This is a genomic window from Serratia liquefaciens ATCC 27592, from assembly GCF_000422085.1.
Classification (GTDB): domain Bacteria; phylum Pseudomonadota; class Gammaproteobacteria; order Enterobacterales; family Enterobacteriaceae; genus Serratia; species Serratia liquefaciens.
The window spans coordinates 2,421,879-2,443,973 of the sequence record NC_021741.1 but is presented as its reverse complement, the minus strand read 5'-3'; the positions used below and the strand labels follow the sequence as shown (position 1 = coordinate 2,443,973).

The 22,095-nt window shown below is 54.9% G+C and carries 21 protein-coding genes; 10 read left to right on the top strand and 11 right to left on the bottom strand.

Features of this window, described 5'->3' with window-relative positions; all coding sequences use genetic code 11:
* Positions 1-193: 193 nt before the first annotated feature.
* Positions 194-1,390 carry a multidrug efflux MFS transporter gene (locus tag M495_RS11470; protein ID WP_020826820.1) on the top strand — a complete coding sequence of 399 codons (1,197 nt, stop codon included), beginning with the start codon at positions 194-196 and terminating at the stop codon, positions 1,388-1,390.
* A 31-nt stretch (positions 1,391-1,421) separates the two neighbouring features.
* On the opposite strand, the gene M495_RS11465 is transcribed toward M495_RS11470, so the two are convergent.
* The 4 genes from M495_RS11465 to M495_RS11450 all read right to left on the bottom strand — a co-directional run bounded on the left by M495_RS11465 (position 1,422) and on the right by M495_RS11450 (position 4,014).
* Entirely contained in the window at positions 1,422-1,910 is a 489-nt protein-coding gene (locus tag M495_RS11465; protein WP_020826819.1) for a nuclear transport factor 2 family protein, read from the bottom strand.
* Between the two features lie 10 nt (positions 1,911-1,920).
* Entirely contained in the window at positions 1,921-2,370 is a 450-nt protein-coding gene (locus M495_RS11460; protein ID WP_020826818.1) for a MoaF-related domain-containing protein, read from the bottom strand.
* Positions 2,371-2,689: 319 nt separating this feature from the next.
* Entirely contained in the window at positions 2,690-3,127 is a 438-nt protein-coding gene (locus tag M495_RS11455; RefSeq protein ID WP_020826817.1) for a VOC family protein, read from the bottom strand.
* A 17-nt stretch (positions 3,128-3,144) separates the two neighbouring features.
* A complete protein-coding gene (locus M495_RS11450; RefSeq protein ID WP_020826816.1) occupies positions 3,145-4,014 on the bottom strand; it encodes a helix-turn-helix domain-containing protein in 870 nt (289 codons plus the stop codon).
* A 177-nt stretch (positions 4,015-4,191) separates the two neighbouring features.
* Here M495_RS11450 and M495_RS11445 point away from each other — a divergent pair, with 177 nt between their 5' ends.
* The 4 genes from M495_RS11445 (at position 4,192) to M495_RS11430 (ending at position 8,759) form a co-directional block, all read left to right on the top strand.
* On the top strand, positions 4,192-5,097 hold the full coding sequence (locus M495_RS11445) for a DMT family transporter (protein WP_020826815.1): 906 nt from the start codon (positions 4,192-4,194) through the stop codon (positions 5,095-5,097).
* A gap of 215 nt (positions 5,098-5,312) precedes the next feature.
* Positions 5,313-6,608 (top strand): cytochrome c, encoded by a 1,296-nt coding sequence (locus M495_RS11440; protein ID WP_051150512.1) that lies wholly within the window; start codon positions 5,313-5,315, stop codon positions 6,606-6,608.
* Positions 6,605-7,135 (top strand): sugar dehydrogenase complex small subunit, encoded by a 531-nt coding sequence (locus tag M495_RS11435; protein ID WP_020826813.1) that lies wholly within the window; start codon positions 6,605-6,607, stop codon positions 7,133-7,135. The genes M495_RS11440 and M495_RS11435 overlap by 4 nt, the downstream gene beginning before the upstream one ends.
* Before the next feature lie 19 nt (positions 7,136-7,154).
* Positions 7,155-8,759 carry a GMC family oxidoreductase gene (locus M495_RS11430; protein ID WP_020826812.1) on the top strand — a complete coding sequence of 535 codons (1,605 nt, stop codon included), beginning with the start codon at positions 7,155-7,157 and terminating at the stop codon, positions 8,757-8,759.
* An 84-nt stretch (positions 8,760-8,843) separates the two neighbouring features.
* Here M495_RS11430 and M495_RS11425 read toward each other — a convergent pair whose 3' ends face one another.
* Positions 8,844-9,884 carry a LacI family DNA-binding transcriptional regulator gene (locus M495_RS11425; protein ID WP_020826811.1) on the bottom strand — a complete coding sequence of 347 codons (1,041 nt, stop codon included), beginning with the start codon at positions 9,882-9,884 and terminating at the stop codon, positions 8,844-8,846.
* Positions 9,885-10,045: 161 nt separating this feature from the next.
* On the opposite strand from M495_RS11425, the gene M495_RS11420 reads away from it, so the two are divergent.
* The 3 genes from M495_RS11420 to M495_RS11410 all read left to right on the top strand — a co-directional run bounded on the left by M495_RS11420 (position 10,046) and on the right by M495_RS11410 (position 13,117).
* Complete coding sequence (locus M495_RS11420; RefSeq protein ID WP_232103184.1) at positions 10,046-10,876, top strand: SDR family oxidoreductase; 831 nt, start codon at positions 10,046-10,048, stop codon at positions 10,874-10,876.
* Complete coding sequence (locus tag M495_RS11415; protein WP_041414548.1) at positions 10,869-12,026, top strand: phytanoyl-CoA dioxygenase family protein; 1,158 nt, start codon at positions 10,869-10,871, stop codon at positions 12,024-12,026. Before M495_RS11420 ends, M495_RS11415 begins: the two co-directional genes overlap by 8 nt.
* Positions 12,027-12,109: 83 nt before the next feature.
* Positions 12,110-13,117 carry an alpha/beta fold hydrolase gene (locus tag M495_RS11410; RefSeq protein ID WP_020826808.1) on the top strand — a complete coding sequence of 336 codons (1,008 nt, stop codon included), beginning with the start codon at positions 12,110-12,112 and terminating at the stop codon, positions 13,115-13,117.
* A gap of 57 nt (positions 13,118-13,174) precedes the next feature.
* Here the strand turns inward: M495_RS11410 and M495_RS11405 are convergent, their stop codons facing one another.
* On the bottom strand, positions 13,175-14,785 hold the full coding sequence (locus tag M495_RS11405) for a serralysin family metalloprotease (RefSeq protein ID WP_020826807.1): 1,611 nt from the start codon (positions 14,783-14,785) through the stop codon (positions 13,175-13,177).
* Positions 14,786-15,203: 418 nt separating this feature from the next.
* Between M495_RS11405 and M495_RS11400 the strand changes: the two genes are divergently transcribed.
* The gene (locus tag M495_RS11400) at positions 15,204-15,563 is read left to right on the top strand and encodes an AprI/Inh family metalloprotease inhibitor (RefSeq protein ID WP_020826806.1); all 360 of its coding nucleotides are present in this window, start codon (positions 15,204-15,206) and stop codon (positions 15,561-15,563) included.
* A 38-nt stretch (positions 15,564-15,601) separates the two neighbouring features.
* Here M495_RS11400 and M495_RS11395 read toward each other — a convergent pair whose 3' ends face one another.
* Positions 15,602-16,123 (bottom strand): chromate transporter, encoded by a 522-nt coding sequence (locus tag M495_RS11395; RefSeq protein ID WP_020826805.1) that lies wholly within the window; start codon positions 16,121-16,123, stop codon positions 15,602-15,604.
* A complete protein-coding gene (locus tag M495_RS11390; RefSeq protein ID WP_020826804.1) occupies positions 16,120-16,692 on the bottom strand; it encodes a chromate transporter in 573 nt (190 codons plus the stop codon). Before M495_RS11390 ends, M495_RS11395 begins: the two co-directional genes overlap by 4 nt.
* Before the next feature lie 99 nt (positions 16,693-16,791).
* Here M495_RS11390 and M495_RS11385 point away from each other — a divergent pair, with 99 nt between their 5' ends.
* A complete protein-coding gene (locus M495_RS11385; RefSeq protein WP_020826803.1) occupies positions 16,792-17,712 on the top strand; it encodes a LysR family transcriptional regulator in 921 nt (306 codons plus the stop codon).
* Here the strand turns inward: M495_RS11385 and licT are convergent.
* Genes licT through M495_RS11370 form a run of 3 tightly spaced genes read right to left on the bottom strand, consistent with a single transcriptional unit; the run spans position 17,709 to position 21,849 of the window.
* Entirely contained in the window at positions 17,709-18,548 is an 840-nt protein-coding gene (gene licT, locus M495_RS11380; RefSeq protein WP_020826802.1) for a BglG family transcription antiterminator LicT, read from the bottom strand. The two genes, M495_RS11385 and licT, sit on opposite strands and share 4 nt — an antisense overlap.
* A gap of 26 nt (positions 18,549-18,574) precedes the next feature.
* The gene (locus tag M495_RS11375) at positions 18,575-19,987 is read right to left on the bottom strand and encodes a glycoside hydrolase family 1 protein (RefSeq protein WP_020826801.1); all 1,413 of its coding nucleotides are present in this window, start codon (positions 19,985-19,987) and stop codon (positions 18,575-18,577) included.
* Entirely contained in the window at positions 19,984-21,849 is a 1,866-nt protein-coding gene (locus M495_RS11370; protein ID WP_020826800.1) for a beta-glucoside-specific PTS transporter subunit IIABC, read from the bottom strand. Before M495_RS11370 ends, M495_RS11375 begins: the two co-directional genes overlap by 4 nt.
* Between the last annotated feature and the right edge of the window lie 246 nt (positions 21,850-22,095).

Here is a 22,095-nt window from a genome sequence, read left to right as displayed (position 1 = left end):
ATCTTGCGTTACCGGTGATCATTTTACAGTAGCATTACGGCGCCATAGCGCGGGATATTGCCGTTACAGAGCCATCCGCCAACCGGCAGGTTTTACTTTTGTTCACTTATTTCATCCGGCATGCCCTGGTAACCGGTGTTATTATTATCTTGCTCAATAATTCCCTCCTAATTCAAAGTGGTACGACAAGCTGATGGAAGCGTGGAAACTCAATCTGATTTCGGTCTGGCTCGGCTGTTTCTTCACCGGGCTGGCAATGAGCCAAATCCTCCCTTTTCTGCCGCTGTACGTCGAACAGCTCGGCGTCAGCGGTCACCAGTCGCTCAGCATTTGGTCGGGCCTGGTGTTCAGCGGCACTTTTTTGGTGTCTGCACTGGTGTCGCCGCTGTGGGGCAGCCTGGCGGACCGCAAAGGCCGCAAGCTGATGCTGTTGCGCGCCTCGCTGGGCATGGCTATTGTCATTGCACTGCAGGGCATGGTCACTAACGTTTATCAGCTGTTTGCGCTGCGTGCGTTGATGGGCCTGACCTCCGGCTATATCCCCAATGCAATGGCGCTGGTTGCCTCGCAGGTGCCGCGTGATAAAAGCGGTTGGGCACTGGGCACCTTGTCCACCGGTCAAATTTCCGGAGTGATCGCCGGCCCGCTGCTCGGCGGGCTGATGGCGGACCACTTGGGGTTGCGCGTGGTGTTTTTCGTTACCGCTGGGCTGATGTTCGTCAGCTTTTTGATTACCTTGTTCCTGATAAAAGAGCGGCGTGTCGAGGTAAAAAAAGCCGACCGATTGAGCGGCAAGGCCGTTTTCCAGTCGCTGCCCTATCCTGCGCTGATTGTAACGCTGTTTATCAGCACCCTGATGATTCAACTTGCCAACTCCTCCATCAGCCCGATACTGACGCTGTTTATAAAAGAGTTGTCAGGTGATAGCGGTAATATCGCCTTTATTAGCGGCATGATTGCCGCCGTGCCTGGGGTGGCGGCGTTAATTTCCGCACCACGCCTCGGCCGGCTGGGCGATCGTATTGGCACCGCACGCATTCTGCTGGCGGCGCTGGGGCTAACCACCCTGCTGTTCGCCATCATGGCCTGGGTGGAAACACCGCTCCAGTTGGGGATCCTGCGTTTTCTGCTGGGCTTTGCCGACGGTGCCCTGATGCCTGCGGTACAGACGCTGTTGTTGAAGTACTCTTCCGATCAGGTCACCGGCCGTATCTTCGGCTACAACCAGTCGTTTATGTATCTTGGCAACGTGGTCGGTCCGTTGATTGGTTCTGGGGTTTCGGCGCTGATGGGGTTCCGCTGGGTGTTTGCCGTCACGGCGGTATTGGTGCTGCTCAATTGCTTACAGGTACGCAGGCAGTTCAAACAGGTCGAGAATGGGCGCAGATGAGTAACAGGGCCGCCGGAGCGGCCCTGTAGCGTTAGAACATGGTGTTGTCGTTGGCCGATTTCTCCGGCACTTCCTGATTGACGTCCCAGTGTTCGGTGATTTTTCCCTGATTGTTCACCCGATAAATATCCACGCTGGCGGTACCGCGGTCTTGTGGATTGTTTTTATACAATACGTGGACATACACCAGGTCGCCGCTCACTGCACTGCGGTATATTTTCGCGCTGAACTGTGGATTATCTTTAAAATTCTGGCTGAAGAAATCCAGGAACGGTTTAATGCCATCGCCAACAAACGGATTATGTTGCTTGTAGTTTTCCACAATCAGCCGCTGCGCCACGCTGATATCATGCTTATTAAAGAAACCGGCGTACAGATCTTCCACTACCTTTAATTTCTTTTGATCCTGAATGTTTTTATTTCCAGCGACTTTATGAGGCTCGCTATTTTTAACCGCCAATGCAGGGTAATTGGCCAGCATACTGCCGACGATAACCAAAGGGATAAATACCTTTTTCATTGTAGCTCCTTTATTTTCCTGAGTGACCTATGATTTTCAATTGCCCTTTCAGATGGGTGAAAGTCCCATCCTTACTGGCGATATTGGTGTAGACCTCACCCCGCTGAAAATCCTCGACATGAGTGACATTATCGCCGGACTTGGGTTCGCTCCAGTAAACCATGTAGACCTTGGGACGTATCTCAACCGCCGTATACTGAACGGTGTCGGTTACGCCCTGAGAGGCCGCGCCAACCCCCGTAAAGGTCATGGTTTTGTCGTCGGTGAAATCCAGTTTGAAGGCAAAGTCACCGAAAGTGACCTGCACAACTTTTCCGGCCGCGATAAACGACGGCTGCGTTTGCTGGGCCGTAACATCCTTATTTGGCATATTGATATTCTCCGCCATTGCCGTAGGTAATATCATCGTCATTCCCAGGGATATTAATGTTGTCATCCCTACCCTTGCTAATTTGCCCATAGTTCCCTCTTCCTTTCCTTGGTTGAAAACGAGAATCATTATTATTTTAGCGATGGGTGTGGAATATAAGAATTATCTCTATTTAATTTTCCTTAGTGTGTAATTATGAGCACCCTAATTTTATTTTTGCTTCTAAATAAAGGAAATAACGATCTATGGATGATGTTTTTATCTAACTGACAGGAATAACTATCACCAATCACATGAAGAGCTCGAGAACAATAGGTTTATCAGTTGGGGTTTTGAATAAGCTAATAATCAATTTTTCTAAAAAACGATATATCCCCCACCAGCGGCGAGGGAATTAGACCAGTGAAAATCAATCACGCAACCAAGGGGTAAAGGTAACGCCAATCAATAGCCCTTCAGGGCTAAGCAACCGTGTGACACTCTGGCCCCAAGGCTCTTCGCGATTGGCAACCAGCAGACGGTAGCCACGGTCAATCAACCCCTGAGTTGCCAGCGCCATATCAGCGACGTCAAATTCCATCCAGGCTTGCGGCACCGGCAGGTCCGTCGGCCATTGATCGCTGCCAAAACACGACTGCGCGGCCTGCGCCAGCGGCCAGAGAGCAAAGTGCTTCACGCCTTCCAGCGCGCCGTGCTCGCTCAGCAGATAATCGGCATTGCCTTCCATCGGCTTCAACGGCAGCCCCAGGGCATCGACGTAAAATGCCTTGCTGTGCTCTGTTTGTTGGGTAATAGGCCCAAATCCGGCGACAAACAACACGCCCAGTCCTGCGAACTGCTGTTCCATGTTCTCTCCTGTTGAGGTTAACGCCCCTGACGCCGCTGCGTTGGGGAACATCCATAGGCCACTTTGAAGCGATTGCTGAAATGACTGGCGGAGCTGAAACCGCACTCCAGCGCTATCTGCGTCAGCGGCAACTGACTGTGGCAAAGCAACTGCTCTGCCTGCTGTAGCCGTGCGCGCATGACAAACTGATGCGGCGCCAGACCGGTGTCATGTTTGAACATACGGGCGAAGTGGAACTCGCTCAGCCCCGCCTGCGCGGCCAAATCGGCCAATACCAGCGGCAGATCGAGATGCTGCTCGATATACTCTTTCACCCGTTTGGCAACGGCCGGGGCCAGACCGCCACGGACCTGCGGCAGCGTCCATTGCAGTTCACTGTAGCGCTGAACCAGACAGGTCATCAGCAGCGTTGTGGCACTGCTGAGGGACAGCTGATTGGCCCGTTCCTGCCAGTTGCAACTGAGTAGAAACTGGCGATACAGCAAGGTGATTTGCGGGTCTTCGGCAAACGCGTTGGGCACCAGATTTATCGACGCAGGGCTGCGATCCCAGATTTGTTCCGCCACCTGACGCAGGTGCTTATCGGTACAGTAAAGGTGGACGAAAGACAAATCGCTGCGCACGTCCCAGGTGGATTCATACTGGCGCGGCATAATGCAGAAACGGTCAGGTCCGCCGCCGTTTCTCCACCCTCCTGGCACTTTTTGATAGCACTCGTAACCGTCGGCGACGTACAGGCTCAGAGTATGGTGCTCCGCGCTTTCCTGGGTAATGCGATCGTCACAGTTGGACCAGGCGGCCAGCTCCACGCCGCAGCTTAATCGCACACTGTCGTGCAACTGCGCTTTATGTTCCCGCAGCGTTTCAAACGCCTTGTATCTGGACATTACCGACCCCGCTTTGCTCAATCTTTCCAGTTTAGAGAGTGGCGCGGTGCCATACCAGCCATCAGCACGCGCTTTTGCCAAAAAAAGCGCAAGAATATGCAATTGCTCGCAAAGCGCTGAAAGCGCGGCGCCGTGCAGCGGCGGATACTCAGCCTATCCATTTTGCCGGAGTTAATTATGAACGTGCTGTTGTACCTTGCCGTGGTGCTGATTTGGGGCACCACCTGGATTGCCATAACTCTGCAGCAGGAAGGCCCGGTGGCCATTCCCGTTTCCATCAGTTACCGCTTTGTGGTTTCCGCAGTAGTGATGCTCGTCATTCTTTTATTGGCACGACGTTTGCGCCGTATCGCCCTGCGCGACCATCTGTTTTGCGTCCTGCAAGGCTGCTGCGTTTTCGGTTTTAACTTCTACTGTTTTTACCATGCCGCAGCCTACATCAGCAGCGGGCTGGAATCGGTGATTTTCTCGATGGCAGTGCTGTTCAATGCCGTTAACGGCATTATTTTCTTTCGCCAGCGCCCTAGCCCCAATCTGTTACCGGCAGCAGTGCTGGGCCTGACCGGGATCGTCGCCCTGTTCTGGCAAGATCTGGTGGCAACGCAAATGGCGCCGGACCTGTTGAAAGGCATCGGGCTGAGCGCTCTTGGCACCTACGGCTTCTCTTTGGGGAATATGATCAGCTCCCGCCACCAGCGGCATGGGTTGGACATTCTTTCCACTAATACCTATGCCATGAGTTACGGCGCAATCCTGATGGCGCTGATTGCGTTGGCCCAGGGTGCCTCATTCCAGATTGAGTTCAGCACCCGTTACATCGGCTCGTTGCTGTATCTGGCGATTTTCGGCTCGGTGATTGCCTTTGCGGCCTATTTCAGCCTGCTGGGGCGGATCGGCGCCGGGGCGGCTGCCTACAGCACCCTGCTGTTTCCTCTGGTGGCACTGACCATTTCAACCCTGTATGAAGGCTATCAGTGGCACACCAATGCGGTGATAGGCCTGTGCCTGATCCTGCTTGGCAATCTGGTGATGTTTGCCAAACCGGGCCGGTTTGCTGGGTTATGGCGGCGCCCGGTGGCATAAACATACGTCAAAAGCGCCTGATCCCAAGGCGCTTTATCCAAAAACTCCCCAACCTGACTCCGCCATTTAAATCCCACTAAAAATTAACAATTAATGCTGAACGACAGACATAACCGTTGACATTAGCGGCTGCAGATCAATACATTGAATACTAAACCGTTACAGTATTTTTGTATCTTAACGCATATATCACCATTTTGGTTTGGAAAACAAAGATGAGTAATAAAAAAACTCATTGGAGTATAAAGAGGCTGACCCGTTTCCTGGTCGTCGCGATGCCTTTATATTCTTCATTGAGTTACGCGCAACCTGCTGACGCAGAGAGTGATTTTGCACAGCACAAAGGCCGTTATTTAGCCATTGCTTCAGACTGTGTGGCCTGCCATACCGCGTCGGGTGGCAAGCCTTTTAGCGGGGGGTTGGCTATGCCATTGCCCATGGGCAATATTTACTCCACCAACATCACGCCAGATAAAACCTACGGTATTGGCGAATATACATTGGAAGATTTTAAGAAGGTATTACGGGAAGGGATTAGACGTGATGGTTCAAATCTTTATCCGGCAATGCCATTCCCCTCTTACACCAAGTTAACGGACGAAGACATTGCCAACCTGTATGCCTATTTTATGCATGGCGTTGAGCCTGTTAACCAACCGAATAAAAAGCCTGACTTCTCTTGGCCCCTTACCCTGCGCTGGCCGCTGATGGCCTGGAATACTCTATTTCTGGAGAAAGGGGCTTATCAATACAAATCAGACCGCAGCCCAGAGTGGAACCGTGGCGCTTATTTGGTGCAAGGCGCCGCACACTGCGGCTCTTGCCACACCCCCCGCGGATTGGGCATGCAAGAAAAAGCCTATGACGAAAGTCAGAAAGGTTTCCTGGCCGGCGCCAAGATTGGCGGCTGGGAGGCGTTTAACATCACCAGCGACAAAGCATCTGGTATCGGTAGCTGGACACAGCAAGAGATCGTTCAATATCTGAAAACAGGCAATGTCCCCTTTAAAGCTCAGGCAGCCGGTTCCATGGCGGAAGCCATTACCCACAGCTTCAGCAAAATGAATGATGCGGACCTGAACGCCATTGCAGGGTATTTGAAAGACATACAGGCCGTAGGTGATGAACAGACCCGACCGCGCTCATCTCAGGTACAGCCGAGGCGCAACGACGAAATGCCGGGCGCCAACATTTATCTGAACAATTGTGCAAGCTGCCATGGCAGAGAAGGTGCCGGCACAACGGACGGTTATTACCCTTCAATGCTCGGCAACAGCGTGATCGGCGCGAACGACGCCAACAACCTGATTCAGGTCATTCTACACGGCGCCAACGTGAACAACGGTAAGGACCACTACTTTATGCCCGCGTTCTCAGATCAGTTGAGCAATCAACAAATCGCTCAACTGGCTGAATATCTGGTGGAAAGCTTCGGCGGACATGCACTCAACGTCACCCCCGATCAGGTTGAAAAACTGCGTGGTTCCAGCAATGAGGACGTCGTGCAATGAAAAAAGAGAGCAAAAGTAAAGCGAGCTACGGCTTTTCTCGTCGCCATCTGTTGAAAAGCACCCTCATCGCGGGAGCTGCCTTTCTGTCGGTCAATGCCGTATCAACCCCGCTAAAACGGCTCGATGACAAACACACAGAGGTGCTTTTTAATCAGTTGGCTCAGTGGCTGACCCTCCGACAGAACCTCGATCCGGCATTTACCGCAGCCATGTATTCAACCATGGCGTCCCATACCGAGAAGTTTGGCGACAGGCTCGCCATGTTGGAAAAAAGGATAAGCGATAGTGGTGCCCCCGATGTGCAATCCTTTATTTCTGCCCTGCCCGCAGAGGATGAAAATCGGAAATTAGCACTGCTAATTATAGAGAGCTTTTATACCGGTAATGTAGGGCGTGGCCGCCAGGCCGTAGTAGTGAATTACGAGAAAGCCTTGATGTTCCAAGCAACGAGTGATGTGACCGTGATCCCTACCTATATTCGCGCGCGACCCAATTACTGGATAGCCACGCCAAATTTGGAAAATTGAAGATCATTAGTGAGCAAATATGGCCATTGAATATGATTGCGACATTATCGTCGTGGGTGCCGGTATTTTAGGCGGTGCTATTGCGAACAGCCTTGTCAGGCAAGGAAGATCCGTCATCATTTTAGAAGCGGGCCCCCGCGTTAAGCGTGCGGAAATCCTTGAAGCATTTCGCCAATATGGGAATAAATCAGATTATAACGGCCCTTACCCAGACCTGCCCTGGGCGCCCAAGTCGGCGACCGGCAAGTATTCTGACGACTATATTGAGAGCGTGGGCAATATTACCCAAAAGCCTTCTTTCTTGCGTCTGGTTGGGGGAACTACCTGGCACTGGGGCGGGGCAACCTGGCGTAATCTGCCTGCCGACTTCAAATTAAAAACACTCTATGGGCACGGTCGTGACTGGCCTATTGACTACGACACGCTGGAACCCTGGTACCAATTGGCCGAAGAAGAAATTGGCGTGAGCGGCTCCGATACCGATGACCAGCGTGGCCATGGTGAAGAACCCTATCCCCCACGTTCCAAACCTTATCCCATGGCGATGCAACCCTGGACCTATCTGACCCAGCAGGTAGCGGAAAAAGTCTCCAGTGCCCATCACCACTTCGTCGATGAACCCAATGCACGTGCGACCCGCCCCTATCAAGGGCGACCAATATGCGCGGGTAACAACAACTGTGCCCCTATCTGCCCGATCGGTGCGCAGTTCTCTGGCGATAAGCCGGTCGTTTGGGCAGAGCATCGGGGCGCAAAGCTGCGGGTGAATGCGGTGGTTTACCGTATCGAAAAAGGCCCGGACAACAAAATCGTCGCCGTGCACTATAAGAATCCGCAGGGGGAAAGTACGCGCCTCACGGCTCGCTATTTCGTGCTGGCTGCCCATGGGGTAGAAACACCGAAATTGATGCTGATGTCGGACATAGGCAACTCGTCGGATCAGGTCGGACGTAACATGATGGGGCATACTGGGCGGGCTATCGCCATGCTGGCGAAAGATCCCGTTTGGGCAGGTCGTGGTCCGACGCAGCAGGGAAGCATCAACACCTGGCGCGACACGCCGCTGCGACACCAGCATGCGGCAATCCGCCACTTTCTCGATAATACCGTCCCTAACGAGTTGATCACCAAGCGTTTGCTGGACCAGGGTATCGTCGGCCCTGAGCTGGATCGTCTTATTCGTCACAATAGCGCACGCTACCTGAAAATTGCGTCCTACGTCGAGGTATTACCCGATCCCGCGAACCGCGTCACTTTGAGCAATAAGCGCGATGCGCTTAATTTGCCGACGCCCCGTATCAATTACGACATCGCGCATGAATACACCCTGAACGCCATGGGCCAACTTTATCAAGACTATGAGCAGTTCAAGGCGTTATTTGGCGCAACTGAAGTGCTAAATGACATCCAGGCATGGGTACCCAGTTCCCATATCATGGGCACCACTATTATGGGCAGTGATCCACGGGACTCGGTGGTCAACCACGAATGCCGCTCCTTCGATCATGCCAATCTCTTTATCACCAGCACCAGCGTCCACCCCAGCTCTACCGTGGTGAATCCAACCTTAACCGGCTATGCCATTGCCCTGCGCGTTGCCGATATCATCAATAAAGAGATTTAATAACCTATTGCTGTTAAAAAGAGCCCGTCACCAGGCTGATTCCCCCCTTCGCCACCGGTTCGCCGGTGGTAAAAACCTTCGGCGTTAAACACCGGCAGAGGGTTCGTCGACCATTGAAAGATTAAACGGCGTCACCACGCTAACCCTTGAAAAGGCATGCGTGATGATATTGCCGGGAACAAAGCCGTGGTGTTGCAAAATGGCCTGGAAGGCATTGCGCGCGTCCCGTTGTAAATCGTGGTCGATCACCGCATCAATCCGCTCTTGTGCCAGCAGTTGGCGATTCTCCTGATCCAAATCGTGGCCGATAAACGCCGCCAGCGGCCGCTGTTGCCGGCTGAACGCCTCAACAATCGCGGAGTTCCCTCCACCGACGCTGTAAACCGCGTGAATATCCGGATGACAGCGCAACGTTTCCGTCACTCGTGCCAGAGTCGGTGCATACACCCCCAGGCCACCGCTAATGTCCACCACGCTCAGATGCGGTGCCCTTTCCCGCAGCCATTGACGGAATCCACTCTCTCTTTCTTCTTCGCCGCGAAAACCCTGGCTGCTGATCACCACTGCCACCCGCTGCGGCTGGGGCGGTAACCAGCGTGCCATCAGATAAGCCGCTGTACGACCGGCGGCTCGGTTATCCATGCCGATATAGCTGATGCGCCGACTTTGTGGCAGATCGGTCACTATGGTCACCACCGGTATGCCCTGCTGCTGCAACAAACCGACGCTGTCATTGAGCAATTGCTCATCGCTCACCTTCAGGATCACCCCGTAGGAGCCCTGGCTACGGCAGCGCTCGAGCACCTGCTGCAGTTCAGCGGTACCGATCTGTTCGAAAATATGAAAGCGCAGCGTAATGCGAAACGGCACAAAAGCACTCAACTGGCTACACAGTGCATCCGTAACCAACTGACTGAAACGCTGCGGCGTGTGCATCACCACGTCAATCGGCAGCGTACGGCCGCTGGCGAGCCCGCTGCGCTGCTGATTTTCCAAATCCTGCAGCGCCTGCTCAATACGCCGCAAGGTTTGTTGATGCACCTTGCCCCGCTGATGCAGCGCGCGATCGACCGTTGCCTTGCTGACGCCCGCCTGCCCGGCAATTTGCTTGATAGAGAATTTCATGACGTCACCAAATTGAGGTCTTTTTGAGGTTTCAGTGAGGTTTTGTTAACAAAATGTAGATGCTAGTGTTAGCAATAGCAAGATGAAGATAAAAACAACCGATTGATTTTCAATATCAAAAATTATCTGAGGCTGACGCAATGCACGAGAATGTAAACACTATGTTTTCAGGAAACTATTACGTGGTGACGGGGGCAACCCAGGGGCTGGGCGCTGCGGTGGCACAACTGCTGGCCGAGCGCGGAGCCGCAGGGCTGATGCTTTGCGGCCGCAATCAGAAAGCGGGGGCCGCCCAGGCAGAGAAGTTACGCGCTACCGGTTGCGATGCCCGATTCGTCACCGCTGACATTGCCGATCCGGCAGCCTGCCGCAACGTCATTGCCGAAGCGGAAAAGGCTTTCGGTACCCTGCATGGGTTGGTTAACTGCGCCGGCATGTCCGACCGCGGTACCATAATCGACACCACGCCAGAGCTGTTCGACGCCATTTTCGCCGTCAATATTCGCGCACCCTTCTTCTTGATGCAGGAAGCCATCAAAGTGATGATCAAGCATCAGGTTGCGGGTTCCATCGTTAACATCATTACCATTACTGCGCACGGGGGTCAGTCGTTTCTCGCGCCTTATGCCGCGTCAAAAGGCGCACTGATCACCCTGACCAAAAACGTCGCCTTCAGCGCCATGCGCAACCGCATCCGGGTAAACGGCCTGAATATCGGCTGGATGGACACGCCACATGAGCATGAAATTCAGCGCCAGTATCACGACGCCGATGAGAATTGGTTAGCGCAGGCGGAACGGCAACAGCCGTTTGGGCGCTTGTTGAAACCACGGGAAGTGGCGCGTGCGGTGGCGTTCTTGCTGTCTGAGGAGTCCGGAATGATGACCGGCGCGGTTGTCGACTTCGATCAGGGGGTGATTGGCTGCGGCGATGGCGGCTCACCAAAACCGGACCACCCGCTGAGCCTGAACTCGGGAGCACATCATGACTGAAACTCTTTTTTTACAGCCTGACCGGCTTTCGGTTGATGACTTTGGCCAGACATGTGAGCAGTCGCTCACATTGAGTGACTATCCACTGGCGGCCGACGCGCAAAAAAACGTACTGATTTATCACGCTGCCACGCTGATTGAGTGTGCGCAAACCGATAAAACCTCGGTATTGAGTGAGCTGCACCGGGCGCTTTCCACCGGCCCAGGCGTGCTGGTGATTAAAAACACCTATCCCGACAAGAGCATCATAGAGCGCCACAACCGGGTTTTCGAGGCCATTTTCCAGGAAGAAGCCGCCAGAGGGAACGCGGGCGATCACTTCTCTGCCGCCGGCAATAACGGCCGCATCTGGAATTCTCTGCAAAAGGCCGCCCAGCACGATCCCGATGCTTTTATTGATTACTACGCCAACCCTGTGCTGGCGTTGGTCAGCGAAGCCTGGCTCGGCCCCTGGTATCAAATGACGGCGCAGGTCAACGTAGTGCGCCCTGGGGGCAAAGCACAGCAACCGCACCGTGACTACCATCTGGGCTTTCAGGAAAATCAGGACGTACAACGTTTTCCGTTGCCGCTGCAACTGCTGTCCCAGTATCTGACGTTGCAAGGTGCGGTGGCGCATTCCGCGATGCCGCTGGAGTCCGGCCCAACTCAATTACTGCCGTTCTCACACCAGTATCCCGGCGGCTACCTGGCCTGGCGACGTCCGGAGTTTATCGACTATTTCCAGCAACATGCCGTACAGCTGCCGCTGGAGCTGGGAGACACGCTGTTCTTTAACCCGGCGCTGTTCCATGCTGCGGGCAACAATGTCACCCACGACCATGTGCGCATCGCCAATCTGTTGCAGGTCTCATCGGCATTCGGCAAGCCGATGGAAACCGTGAACCGCTTGCGCCTGCTGCAGCAGATCTATCCGGCGTTGCTGCGGCGCTATCAAGCTGGAGAACTGCTGGGTGCGGAGTTGGCGGCGACCGTCGCGGCGGCGGCAGACGGCTACTCTTTCCCCACCAATCTGGACAGCGATCCGCCGCTGGCCGGACTGGCTCCGCAGACCCAGCAGCAGTTGCTGATGCAGGCGCTGCAGGCGGATTGGGCCCCCGCGCATTTCAACCAGCAGCTTGAGCGCCAACAACAGTTGCGCAGCGCCTAGCGTTTCATGCCTCCTTTTCATCAGGGAGGCATGGTCTTTACGGCTATACTCAGACTCTTGCCGATTTTCATAAGGACATCAGGATGCTGAGATTGACCCGTCGAGTCGCGCTAGCCGCTGCTCTGGCCGCCTTTTCTGCCAGCGTGGCTGCCGACCCCCCCAAATACGGTCAGGAGCTACAGGGCTTTCACTACCCTTACCCGCTGCAACAATTCAGCTTCAGCTCTCAGGGGCAGCAGTTAAGCATGGGCTATATGGACGTGCCGCCAGAGGGCGATGCCAACGGCCATACTGTGGTGCTGATGCACGGCAAAAACTTCTGTGCCGCCACCTGGCAAGACACCATCAAAGCACTAAGCAAGGCCGGTTATCGGGTGATCGCGCCCGATCAAATCGGCTTTTGCAGCTCCACCAAACCGCAGCACTACCAATACAGCTTTCAGCAGTTGGCGAACAATACCCACGCGCTAATGAATAACCTTAAAATCGCTAAAGCGGTGATCGTCGGCCATTCTACCGGTGGCATGCTGGCAACCCGCTATAGCCTGATGTACCCGCAGGCGGTGGAACGGCTGGTGATGGTCAATCCGATTGGGCTGGAAGACTGGAAAGCCAAAGGCGTGCCGTGGCGCAGCGTCGATCGGTGGTTCGAGCGTGAATTGAAAACCTCCGCTGCCGGTATTCGACAGTACGAACTGCAGACCTATTATGTTGGCCGCTGGAAGCCGGAATATGACCGCTGGGTCGATATGCTGGCCGGGCTGAATAATGGGCCTGGTCATCGCCTGGTGGCCTGGAACTCGGCGCTGATTTACGACATGATTTTCACCCAGCCGGTGTTCTACGAGTTCAAGGATCTGCAAACGCCGACCACCTTGATGATTGGCACCGCCGACACCACCGCCATCGGCAGCGATATCGCTCCCCCCGCCGTCAAGGCTCAGCTCGGGCACTATAATCTGCTGGGGAAACAGGTGGCGAAAATGATCCCGCACGCCAACCTGATCGAATTCCCGGGCCTGGGGCATGCGCCGCAAATGGAAGAGCCCGAACGGTTCAATCAGGCGCTGATCAGGGCTCTGCGCCCTTAAAGACCGGAGATGGCAGCTTGAGAAAAAGGGCCCTCGGGCCCTTATCAAGCACGGCACTCAGGCAAACAGAATATCGCTTTGCTCCACCTGGCCTACGACCTGGATTTTGAAATCCGCCGCATAGCTGTCGTTATGGGTATTCAGCAATAAATCGGTCGTGCCGTTAAAGGTATCGAAGTTAAGTTTGAACTCGCCTTTCTGTCCGCTGAAGCTGTCGGCACTGTCGATCAACCGCAGTTCACTCAGGCTGTTGTTGAAACGCAGCCCGGAAAGGTCGATTTTGTCGACGCCGTGCTCGAAATCCTCGATCACATCGAATGCCGTCGTGGTGGACTCATTAGCATTGAGGTAAACGAAATAATCGGCGAAGTTGTTGGCGTCTTTGCCGCCCCACAGATGATCCGCCCCCAACCCGCCATACAACATGTCCGAACCGGCATTGCCGGCCAGTAAATTGTCCTGTTCGTTGCCGATGAGCACATCACGACCACTGCCACCAATGGCGTTCTCGATCACCGCATTATTGGCGATCGATACGTTCTGCGTGCCGCCGCCGACGCTGGAAAAGGCGCCGTCATTGAGATTAATCAGTTGCTGCTGGCTGTAGCCGGAAAAATCCAGCGTGTCGTTGCCGCCCGCGTCCCACACCGCAAAGTTCACCGGCTTGCCGTTATCCGCCGTTGCGGTCAGGAAGTCACGCCCGGTATTGGAATTAAACCCGTACACCGAATCCCCGGTGCGCGTTTCCATATTGGCACCGTACAGTTTCTGCATCGCGGCGATGTCGTCAATCATCGGGCCATAACCGTTGACCCCTTTGGTATCGGAGCCGGTGTTATTGCCGCTGAAGTAGCTCATTATCGAATATTGTACCGAATCCTGATAATACACGGCGTCATCGAAATAAGTGGGGTCCTTGTCGTCGGAAGCATCATAATCGCCAGGGTGCATCAAGCCCAATGCATGGCCAATTTCATGGGTGAAGGTCTGGCTGCTGAAATCCCCCGGCACCGGCGCTTGATGAGTAAGAAAACCTTTATTAAACCAGACCGTACCGGCGTAGCTGTTATCATCCGCAGGATCAGAGGTGGCGGGATAGTAACCAAAGGCATTGTCATCCGCAGCGCTGCCATCGGCTTTCTGGGTGTAATAAGCGAAGGTGATGTCTGCCCGGTGGTTCAGATCCGTGGACTGCGCTTCGGTAAAGGTGACATTTGCCACGTCTGCCCAGGCCTGCATCGATTTTAACGCCTGACTTTTAGCCGCTTCGGTCAACGGCTCCAGCCCTTTATTGGCGTTGTTACCCGTTCCGGTTCTGCCGATAACATCCAGCGCTTCCTGGGTCAGGAAGGAAAAGGTCAGATCTGCCGGCTGATGGAAAACGTTGTCGCCGTTGTGCGTATACCCGCTGCGAGTCAGCTGATCGGCAGCGCGCTCGGAGCTGTAGTTTTCGCGGGTCTTACCCCAGGTAGTCAGCGGGCCGGTACCTCGCTGGTTGCTGTAGAGATTGGCATTATCCAACGTCAGATAAGCGCCATAGCCCAGTCCATTGTAGATGCTGCCGGTTTGGTGATAGTAGAATTGATAGTTGGGATCGTGGGGGGATGTGGCCGCCAGGCCGGTAAACGCTTCGTCATCTTGCAAAATTTCATTGTGATTGCGGTTCATCGCATTCTCCTTTACACAATAGGAATTCACTCAATTGGTGAGGCATTCAATCAAAATAACTAATGGGAACATTCCAGTTCCGCAATCCAGCATAGGGAATTAGTCTGACGGCGCAACCATACAACAGTGGAATAATAAGCAGGCATTTCAAATCAAATAAAATCATTAAAGCAATTAAAAACAAATAATTGAAAAATATAGACCACAATAACAAGAAGACTACTGGCTTTAATTGCTCGTCATTTATACTGCGGGTTATTCATTGATTCAGAATAAACGAGTATTAAAATCACTTATCCTTGGATCACCCAGCAACAAGGATCGTGCTATGGTATTAACGGATTTCAGTAAGGAGTGGCCGATGTCGAGATTTCTCTCTTTGCGCGCACTCAGGCGCGTTGCCCTGACAGGAGTTGTTATGAGCCTTATGTTAAGCAGCACTACCTTTGCCAGTTCACTGCCCCTGCTGGCCCCCTCTGCGCTGAAGGGGCACTGGCAGTTGAACGATGCCGAAGGCAAAGCCCCAGCCTGCAACGTTGAATTAAGCGATGAACTGATCGAAGGAACTAACGCCTACCGTTTCACCGCTGAAGAGCAGTGTCTGCAACCCTTGTCGCTCACCGAACTGCCGGTGGCCTGGCGTCCGACGCCGGACGGCATGACGCTGACCAATGCCGATGGCAGCATGGTAGCGTTTCTGGCGTTGACGGCCCCCAAACGCTATGAAGTGATGAACCATAACGGCAAGCCCCGCTTTTCGCTGACGCCGCGCCAGTAACTTACTCTGGCGGCAGCAGCCCCTGCCGCCAATATCGATTACGCCACCAACAGCCCCAGTATCGCCCCGCCCGCCAACACCCATAATGGGTGAATACGTTTGCTCATGCTCAGCACCGTTGCCAGCAGGATAATCATCGCCAACGGCCAATTCGGTGCGGAAGCTTCGGCAATCAGCACGCCACTGGCCGCCACCAAACCAACGGTCACCGGCACCAATCCACTTTGCACCCGACGCCGCCAGGGCTTGTCCTTGAAACGCCGCCAGACGCCCATCACCAGCAGGGTAACAATCGACGACGGGCCGAACTTGGCGATGGAGGACACCAACAGCCCGGCCCACCCGGCCACGTGCCACCCCACCAGCGGCACAATCATCATATTCGGCCCCGGCGCGGCCTGCGCCATGGCGAACAGCGCACTGAACTCCTGCGCGCTCATCCATTGGTGAACCTCCACCACCTGACGCTGCATTTCCGGCAGAATGGTCATACCGCCGCCAAATGCCAGCAGTGACAGCTCGGTGAATATGATCGCCAGTGAGATCAATACCGCCATCATGAGCGATCCCTCCACCACATCAGCAGGATGCTCAGCGGCGCCAATGTCAGCATGGTCGGCAGTAAGGGCAAACGCAGCCAGGCGATGGCGATCAGACACAGCGCCACAATGCCCAGTGCCAGCCATTTACCGCGCAGCGGCAGCAGCATTTTCACCCCGGTAGACAGCAACAAACCGGCCGCCGCGGCAGCCAGACCGGCAAACACGTGTTGTACATGCGCGTCATTTTGGAAGCGGGCATAAACCATACCCAAACCGACTACGATGGCCGTCGGTGCGCTGATCAGCCCCAGCAGGGCGCAAAAAGCCCCGCGCAGGCCGCGAAACTCCATGCCAACCGCTACCGAAAGGTTAATCACGTTGCCACCCGGCAAAAACTGGCACAGCCCCAGCAGCTCGGTAAACTGCTGACCACTGAGCCAGCGGCGATCTTCCACCAGCATATTGCGCGCCAACGGCAGTACGCCGCCAAAGCCAATCAGCCCGAGCATCAGAAAGCCCAAAAACAACTCGCCGTTGCCCGGCGGTGCTGCCTGCGGGTCATTTTTTACCGCATCAGATTCCGACATTGTCCGTTCCACATCGCTTATTTTGATGGCTGGTATGATGCGCGTCGCCATGCCATGATGTCTAATGCATTTCACAAGCAACAAGGATACCTTCAAAGTATGTCAATGATCGAACTTCGCCGCCTGCGGGCTTTCGTTACCGTGGTGGAAGAAGGCAACATCACCCGCGCCGCCGAACGACTGTTTATACAACAACCGCCGTTGACCCGCCTGTTACAGGGGCTGGAAGAGGAATTGGGGGTAAAACTGCTGCAACGCCTGCCCCGTGGCGTACGCGTTACCGAAGCCGGCAGCGTGTTGTTCAATGAAGCGCGGGCGCTACTGACGCGGGCAGAGCATCTGACCGAAGCAGTACACCGCGCCGCGCGGGGTGAACAAGGGCATATCGCTATCGGCTTCACCAGCTCCGCCGCATTGCATCCCTTCGTGCCCAATCTGCTGCGCCGCTACCGTGAGATCCTGCCTGGCATTACCACTCAGTTGGAAGAGGCAGGCAGCGGCGAACTGTTGGATGCCTTGGTGGATGAGCGGCTCGACGTGGCCTTTGTCCGCTCGCCGGTGGGCGGTATTCCCGGTTTGACAATTGAGCCGGTGCTGCGCGAACCGATGCTGATCGCCCTGCCCATCGGTCACCCGCTGGCCACCCATGATGACCAGCCGCTACCGCTGACTGCGTTAACCCGGGAGGCCTTTATTCTTTATCGTCGCCCGGCGGGCCAGGGCTTGTATGATGCGATTCTGGCGGCCTGCCACGGTGCCGGGTTCAGCCCGCGCGTTATTCAGGAAGCCCCGCGCCTGCCCGCAACCCTTAGCCTGGTAGGTGCCGGTCTGGGGTTGTCGATCGTACCGGCCTCCATGCGGCGGTTGGGCGGGGACGGCATCGTTTACCGAACCATTGCCGAACAGGCCCAGCTCAGCGCGCCGCTTTATCTGGCGCTGCGCAGCAACCGGACGTCGGCCATCATCCAACGCTTTCGCGATCTGGTGGCCGAAGCCGTCAGCGAGCAGTCGCCCGGCTAATCAGACCGGTCGGCGATACGCGTCAGATGGATCACCAGATACAGCAGTTCATCGTTCGACATCTCCATCTGCAGCAGATTCTTCACGTAGTCGCGGATCAGCAGTGCGCCGCGATAGGCATGCGGATACTCCCTGGTCACCTGCGCGAAGATAAAGTCGTCTTTCGACGCCATTTGCTGCCCCTCGACCATTCGCTGTATGAAAAACTGCATATGCACCAAAAAACGCGAGTAGTTGAGCGAGTCAGTGTCGATCGTGATGCGAAAATGGTATTTGATGATATTGAAAATGTCTTTTAGCATCTTCACCGACAGCAGTGTGTGCTCCATGTTCTGCACGTCGGTTTGACCATTAACCAGATGAAAAGCGATATTGCCCGCCTCTTCTTCCGGCAGCGCAATGTTCAACCGCCGGTTGATGTGTGCCAGTGCCTGGCTCGCCACTGCGAACTCCTGCGGGTAAAAGCGCTTCACCTCGAACAACAGGCGATTTTGGATTGCGATACCCTTGTGATAGCGCTCAATGGCGAAACTGATGTGGTCCGCCAGGGTGAAGAAAATCTGCTCGTTAATCCGCCCGTTAAGCTGCCGGTTAGCCTCCGCCAGGATCATCTGCACAATCTCGATGTGCTCTTCCGGCGTGGTTTCAATCAGCCGCAGGTAATCGCGGCCCTTTTGACTGTTCTGCACCACATACACTTTCTCTATCGCGGCCGGGTCGAGAACGTCACCCACTTTGCTGTTAAAGCCAATACCCTTGCCCATCACGATAGCTTCATTGTTATCGTCATCCGCCGATAGCACCAGGCTATTATTGAGTACCTTAATGACTTTCATCGTCGCGGCCACACCCTCTGTTTTTATTATCGTTGCCGGCCATTGGAGACAATCAGCCGCTGGTACCAGTCAAAACTGCGCTTTTTGATCCGCCGCAGATCCTTCAGATCCTGCTCACCCCGGTTTACATAGATAAACCCGTAGCGCTTGGCATAGCCCTGATGGGTGCTGACCACGTCTATTGCCGCCCAGGGGCAATAGCCGATCAGTTCGACGCCGTCGTTGATGGCCAACTGCATCTGTTCGACGTGTTGTCGCATAAACTCGATGCGGTAATCGTCGTTGATTGTATCATCGGCCTGTAGCTGGTCCGGGGCGCCAATGCCGTTTTCAGTAATTAATATCGGTAAATGGTAACGCTCCGCGGTTTTACGTAGCGTCAGCCGCAATCCGACAGGATCGATCACCCAGCCGTAACGGGTTTTACCGACGAACGGGTTTTCCGCAGCACGATACACGCCCGGCTCCCCCAGCATGATTTGCTGATCGCCGGCTCGCGCGCTGATGTCCGACGCATCGCCTCGGCTGGCGGCAATGGTGGCGGTCGAGTAATAATTTATCGCCACGAAGTCCGGTTTGCCCTGCAGCAACAGCGCCGCATCACCGGGTTCCATCCGTGGCGCCAATTGACGATCCAGTAGGTAACGCCAGGCCAGCGGGTTATAACGACCCTGCACGGCCACGTCGAGGAAGCTCCAGCAACGCAGCGTTTCCCAGTTATGGGCGGCGATGGCATCCAGCGGATTGCAGGTTTCCTGATACATCGAGGTGGTATTTATCGCCGGGCCGATCTTCCCGGCCGGGCAGCGCTGATGATACAACGCCATCACCCTGGCCTGAGCCAGCAACATATGGTGGCTTTGCTGATACAGCACTCGCCTGGATGGCAGTTCACCACCCTTCGGCGTGCCAATGGCGCCCGGATGCAGGATCATGGTGTTCTGCTCGTTGATGGTCAGCCAATACTTTACCCGGTCACCGAATGCGTTAAACAACACTTCGGCATAATCGACAAAGGCATCGATGGTGGCGCGATTCGACCAACCGCCCTGTTGCTCAAGTACATAAGGCAGATCGAAGTGATAGAGCGTTACCACAGGCTCTATGCCATGGCTCAGCAGTTCATCAATCAACTGGCGATAAAAATTCAGCCCTGCGGCGTTGACCTCACCGGTCCCCTGCGGCAGCACTCGCGTCCAGGCAATCGAGAAACGGTAGGCCTTTAATCCCAGCTCGGCAAACAGCTGCACATCCTCACGGAAGCGGTGATAGTGATCGCTGGCGACCTTAAAATCAGCGGTTTCTGCCGGGTGATCAAGCATATCCACAATCGATGGACTTTTGCCGTCTTCGTTCCAGGCCCCCTCCACCTGATAGGCAGAGGTGGAAGCCCCCCACAGAAAATCTGCGGGGAAATCGTTCAGTCGTTGGTAAATCATGCCTGCTCCTGCTGCGCATTATTAAGGGTGATGATGGGCTGCCCAAAATCCACTGCCCCCGGTTGGCGGCAATTCAACTCAGGAAAAGCTTCGCTGTTAACCACCAGCACCGGTGTGGTGATGTCGTAACCCAGCCCGACGATCGCCGCCAGATCAAAGCGCACCAGTTCATCTCCTACCTGGACGCGGTCGCCAACTTTAAGCTCGGAAGTGAAATGCTGTCCCGCCAGATTGACCGTATCAATGCCGATATGCACCAGCAGCTCGACGCCGTTGTCACCTTTGATACCGACCGCATGCATGGATGGCAGGAACGTCACTACTTCCCCCGTCAGCGGCGCGCGCAACACGCCTTCCTGCGGCCGTATTGCGACACCCTGACCCAATAGCCCCTGCGAGAACACGTCGTCGTTAACCTGCGCCAATGCCACCAGTTGACCGTTGAGCGGACTGAAAATTTGCTGTTCGGCGCCACTGACGGCCTCCGAGCCCCCAGATCCCGTTTCTTCAACCGGATCGTCGAACCCCAGCATCCAGGTCAGTGCAAAAGTCACCACAATGGCAATGGCGCAGGTGATCAGCGCATGGACAATGTTCATTGGGTTTTCGCCGATAAACGCCGGCAGCGCCGCTAATCCGGGAGAAACGAAGGCATAGCGCACCAGCCCACTCAGCCCGGCGTAAATACCGGCACAGCCGCCGCCGATCATTGCTGCAATCAGCGGTTTGCGCAGTTTGAGCGTCACGCCGTACAACGAAGGCTCGGTGATACCCAGCAGCGCGGTGAAACCCGCAGAGGACGCCAGCTGGCGCAGATTTTTGTTTTTGGTGCGAAAGGCCACGCACAGCGTCGCAGCCCCCTGTGCAATGTTGGAAGCCAACATGCCTGGGCCGTTAATCATTTCGAAACCATTTTTACTCAGTTGACCGGTAGCAATCGGCGTCATTGCCCAGGCCGTACCGGTGATCACCAGAAACGGCTGGAGGCCGCCCATCAGCATCGGGATCAGCCAACTGGCTTTACCGTCGACGATAGCGGCACCGGCGGCCACCAGATCGTTGAGGAAAATACCGAACGGCCCTACCACCACCAACGCCAACGGGGCGGTCACCAACAGGATAATCATAGGCTTGGTGAAGAACTTGATCATCGTCGGCGACACTTTCTCGGCAAACCGTTCGATATAGGACATTAACCAGACGGTGAAAATGATCGGCAACACCGAGCCGGCGTAATCCGCCAGGCGCACCGGTATGCCGACGAAATCAATCACCGTGCCCGCCGCCAGCATCTGCGCCAAATTGGGGTGCAGCAACGCGCCGGCAATGGTCATTGCCAGGATCGGGTTACATTCGAATTTGATTGCCGCGCCGTAGGCCAGCAGCACCGGCAGGAAGAAAAAGGCCGCATCGGCGATGGTGTCCAGCAGATGGTAGGTCGGGCTGGCGGCATCTATCACCCCGGTCAGTTTGAGGATCGCCAGCAGCGCCTTAATCATCCCCGCACCGGTGATAGCCGGGATCACCGGTGTGAAAGTGGTTGAAATAACGCTGATAATCTGTGAAATCACCCCGCCCCGCGCCTGGGAGTTTTTCTCACTCTGACGGCCACTGAGATCGCCGATTTCTTTTTGCATCGCGCGGAAGGTTTGCTGCACGTTGTTGCCGACCACGATCTGAAACTGGCCACCACGCTCCACCACGCTGATCACCCCAGGCAAGGACTCGATCGCTTTCGCTTGTACCTTGCTGTCATCGTTAAACTCCATCCGCAGACGGGTGGCACAGTGCGTCAGTTTGCTGACGTTGTCCTTGCCCCCGACCTGCAGCAAAATTTCCAGGCCCAACTGTTTGTAATCCATCGAATATCCCCGGTAAAAAAGCAAAAAAAAAGACCAAAATCAAAATGCGCCTCATCACAAGGAGAGGTGCATTCCTATTTTGGTCTTGCCTGCCTGAGCAGTAACACGCCGTAATAAAAATGTCTGGCGATCGCTAAGATCGCGGCGAAAGTATCGTCATAGTTGCCATTTTTCGGCAATAGTCTTAGTTACGCTTTGTGATTCACATCACTCTTTACCGAAAACGCACTTCAACGTTGCCCGCCG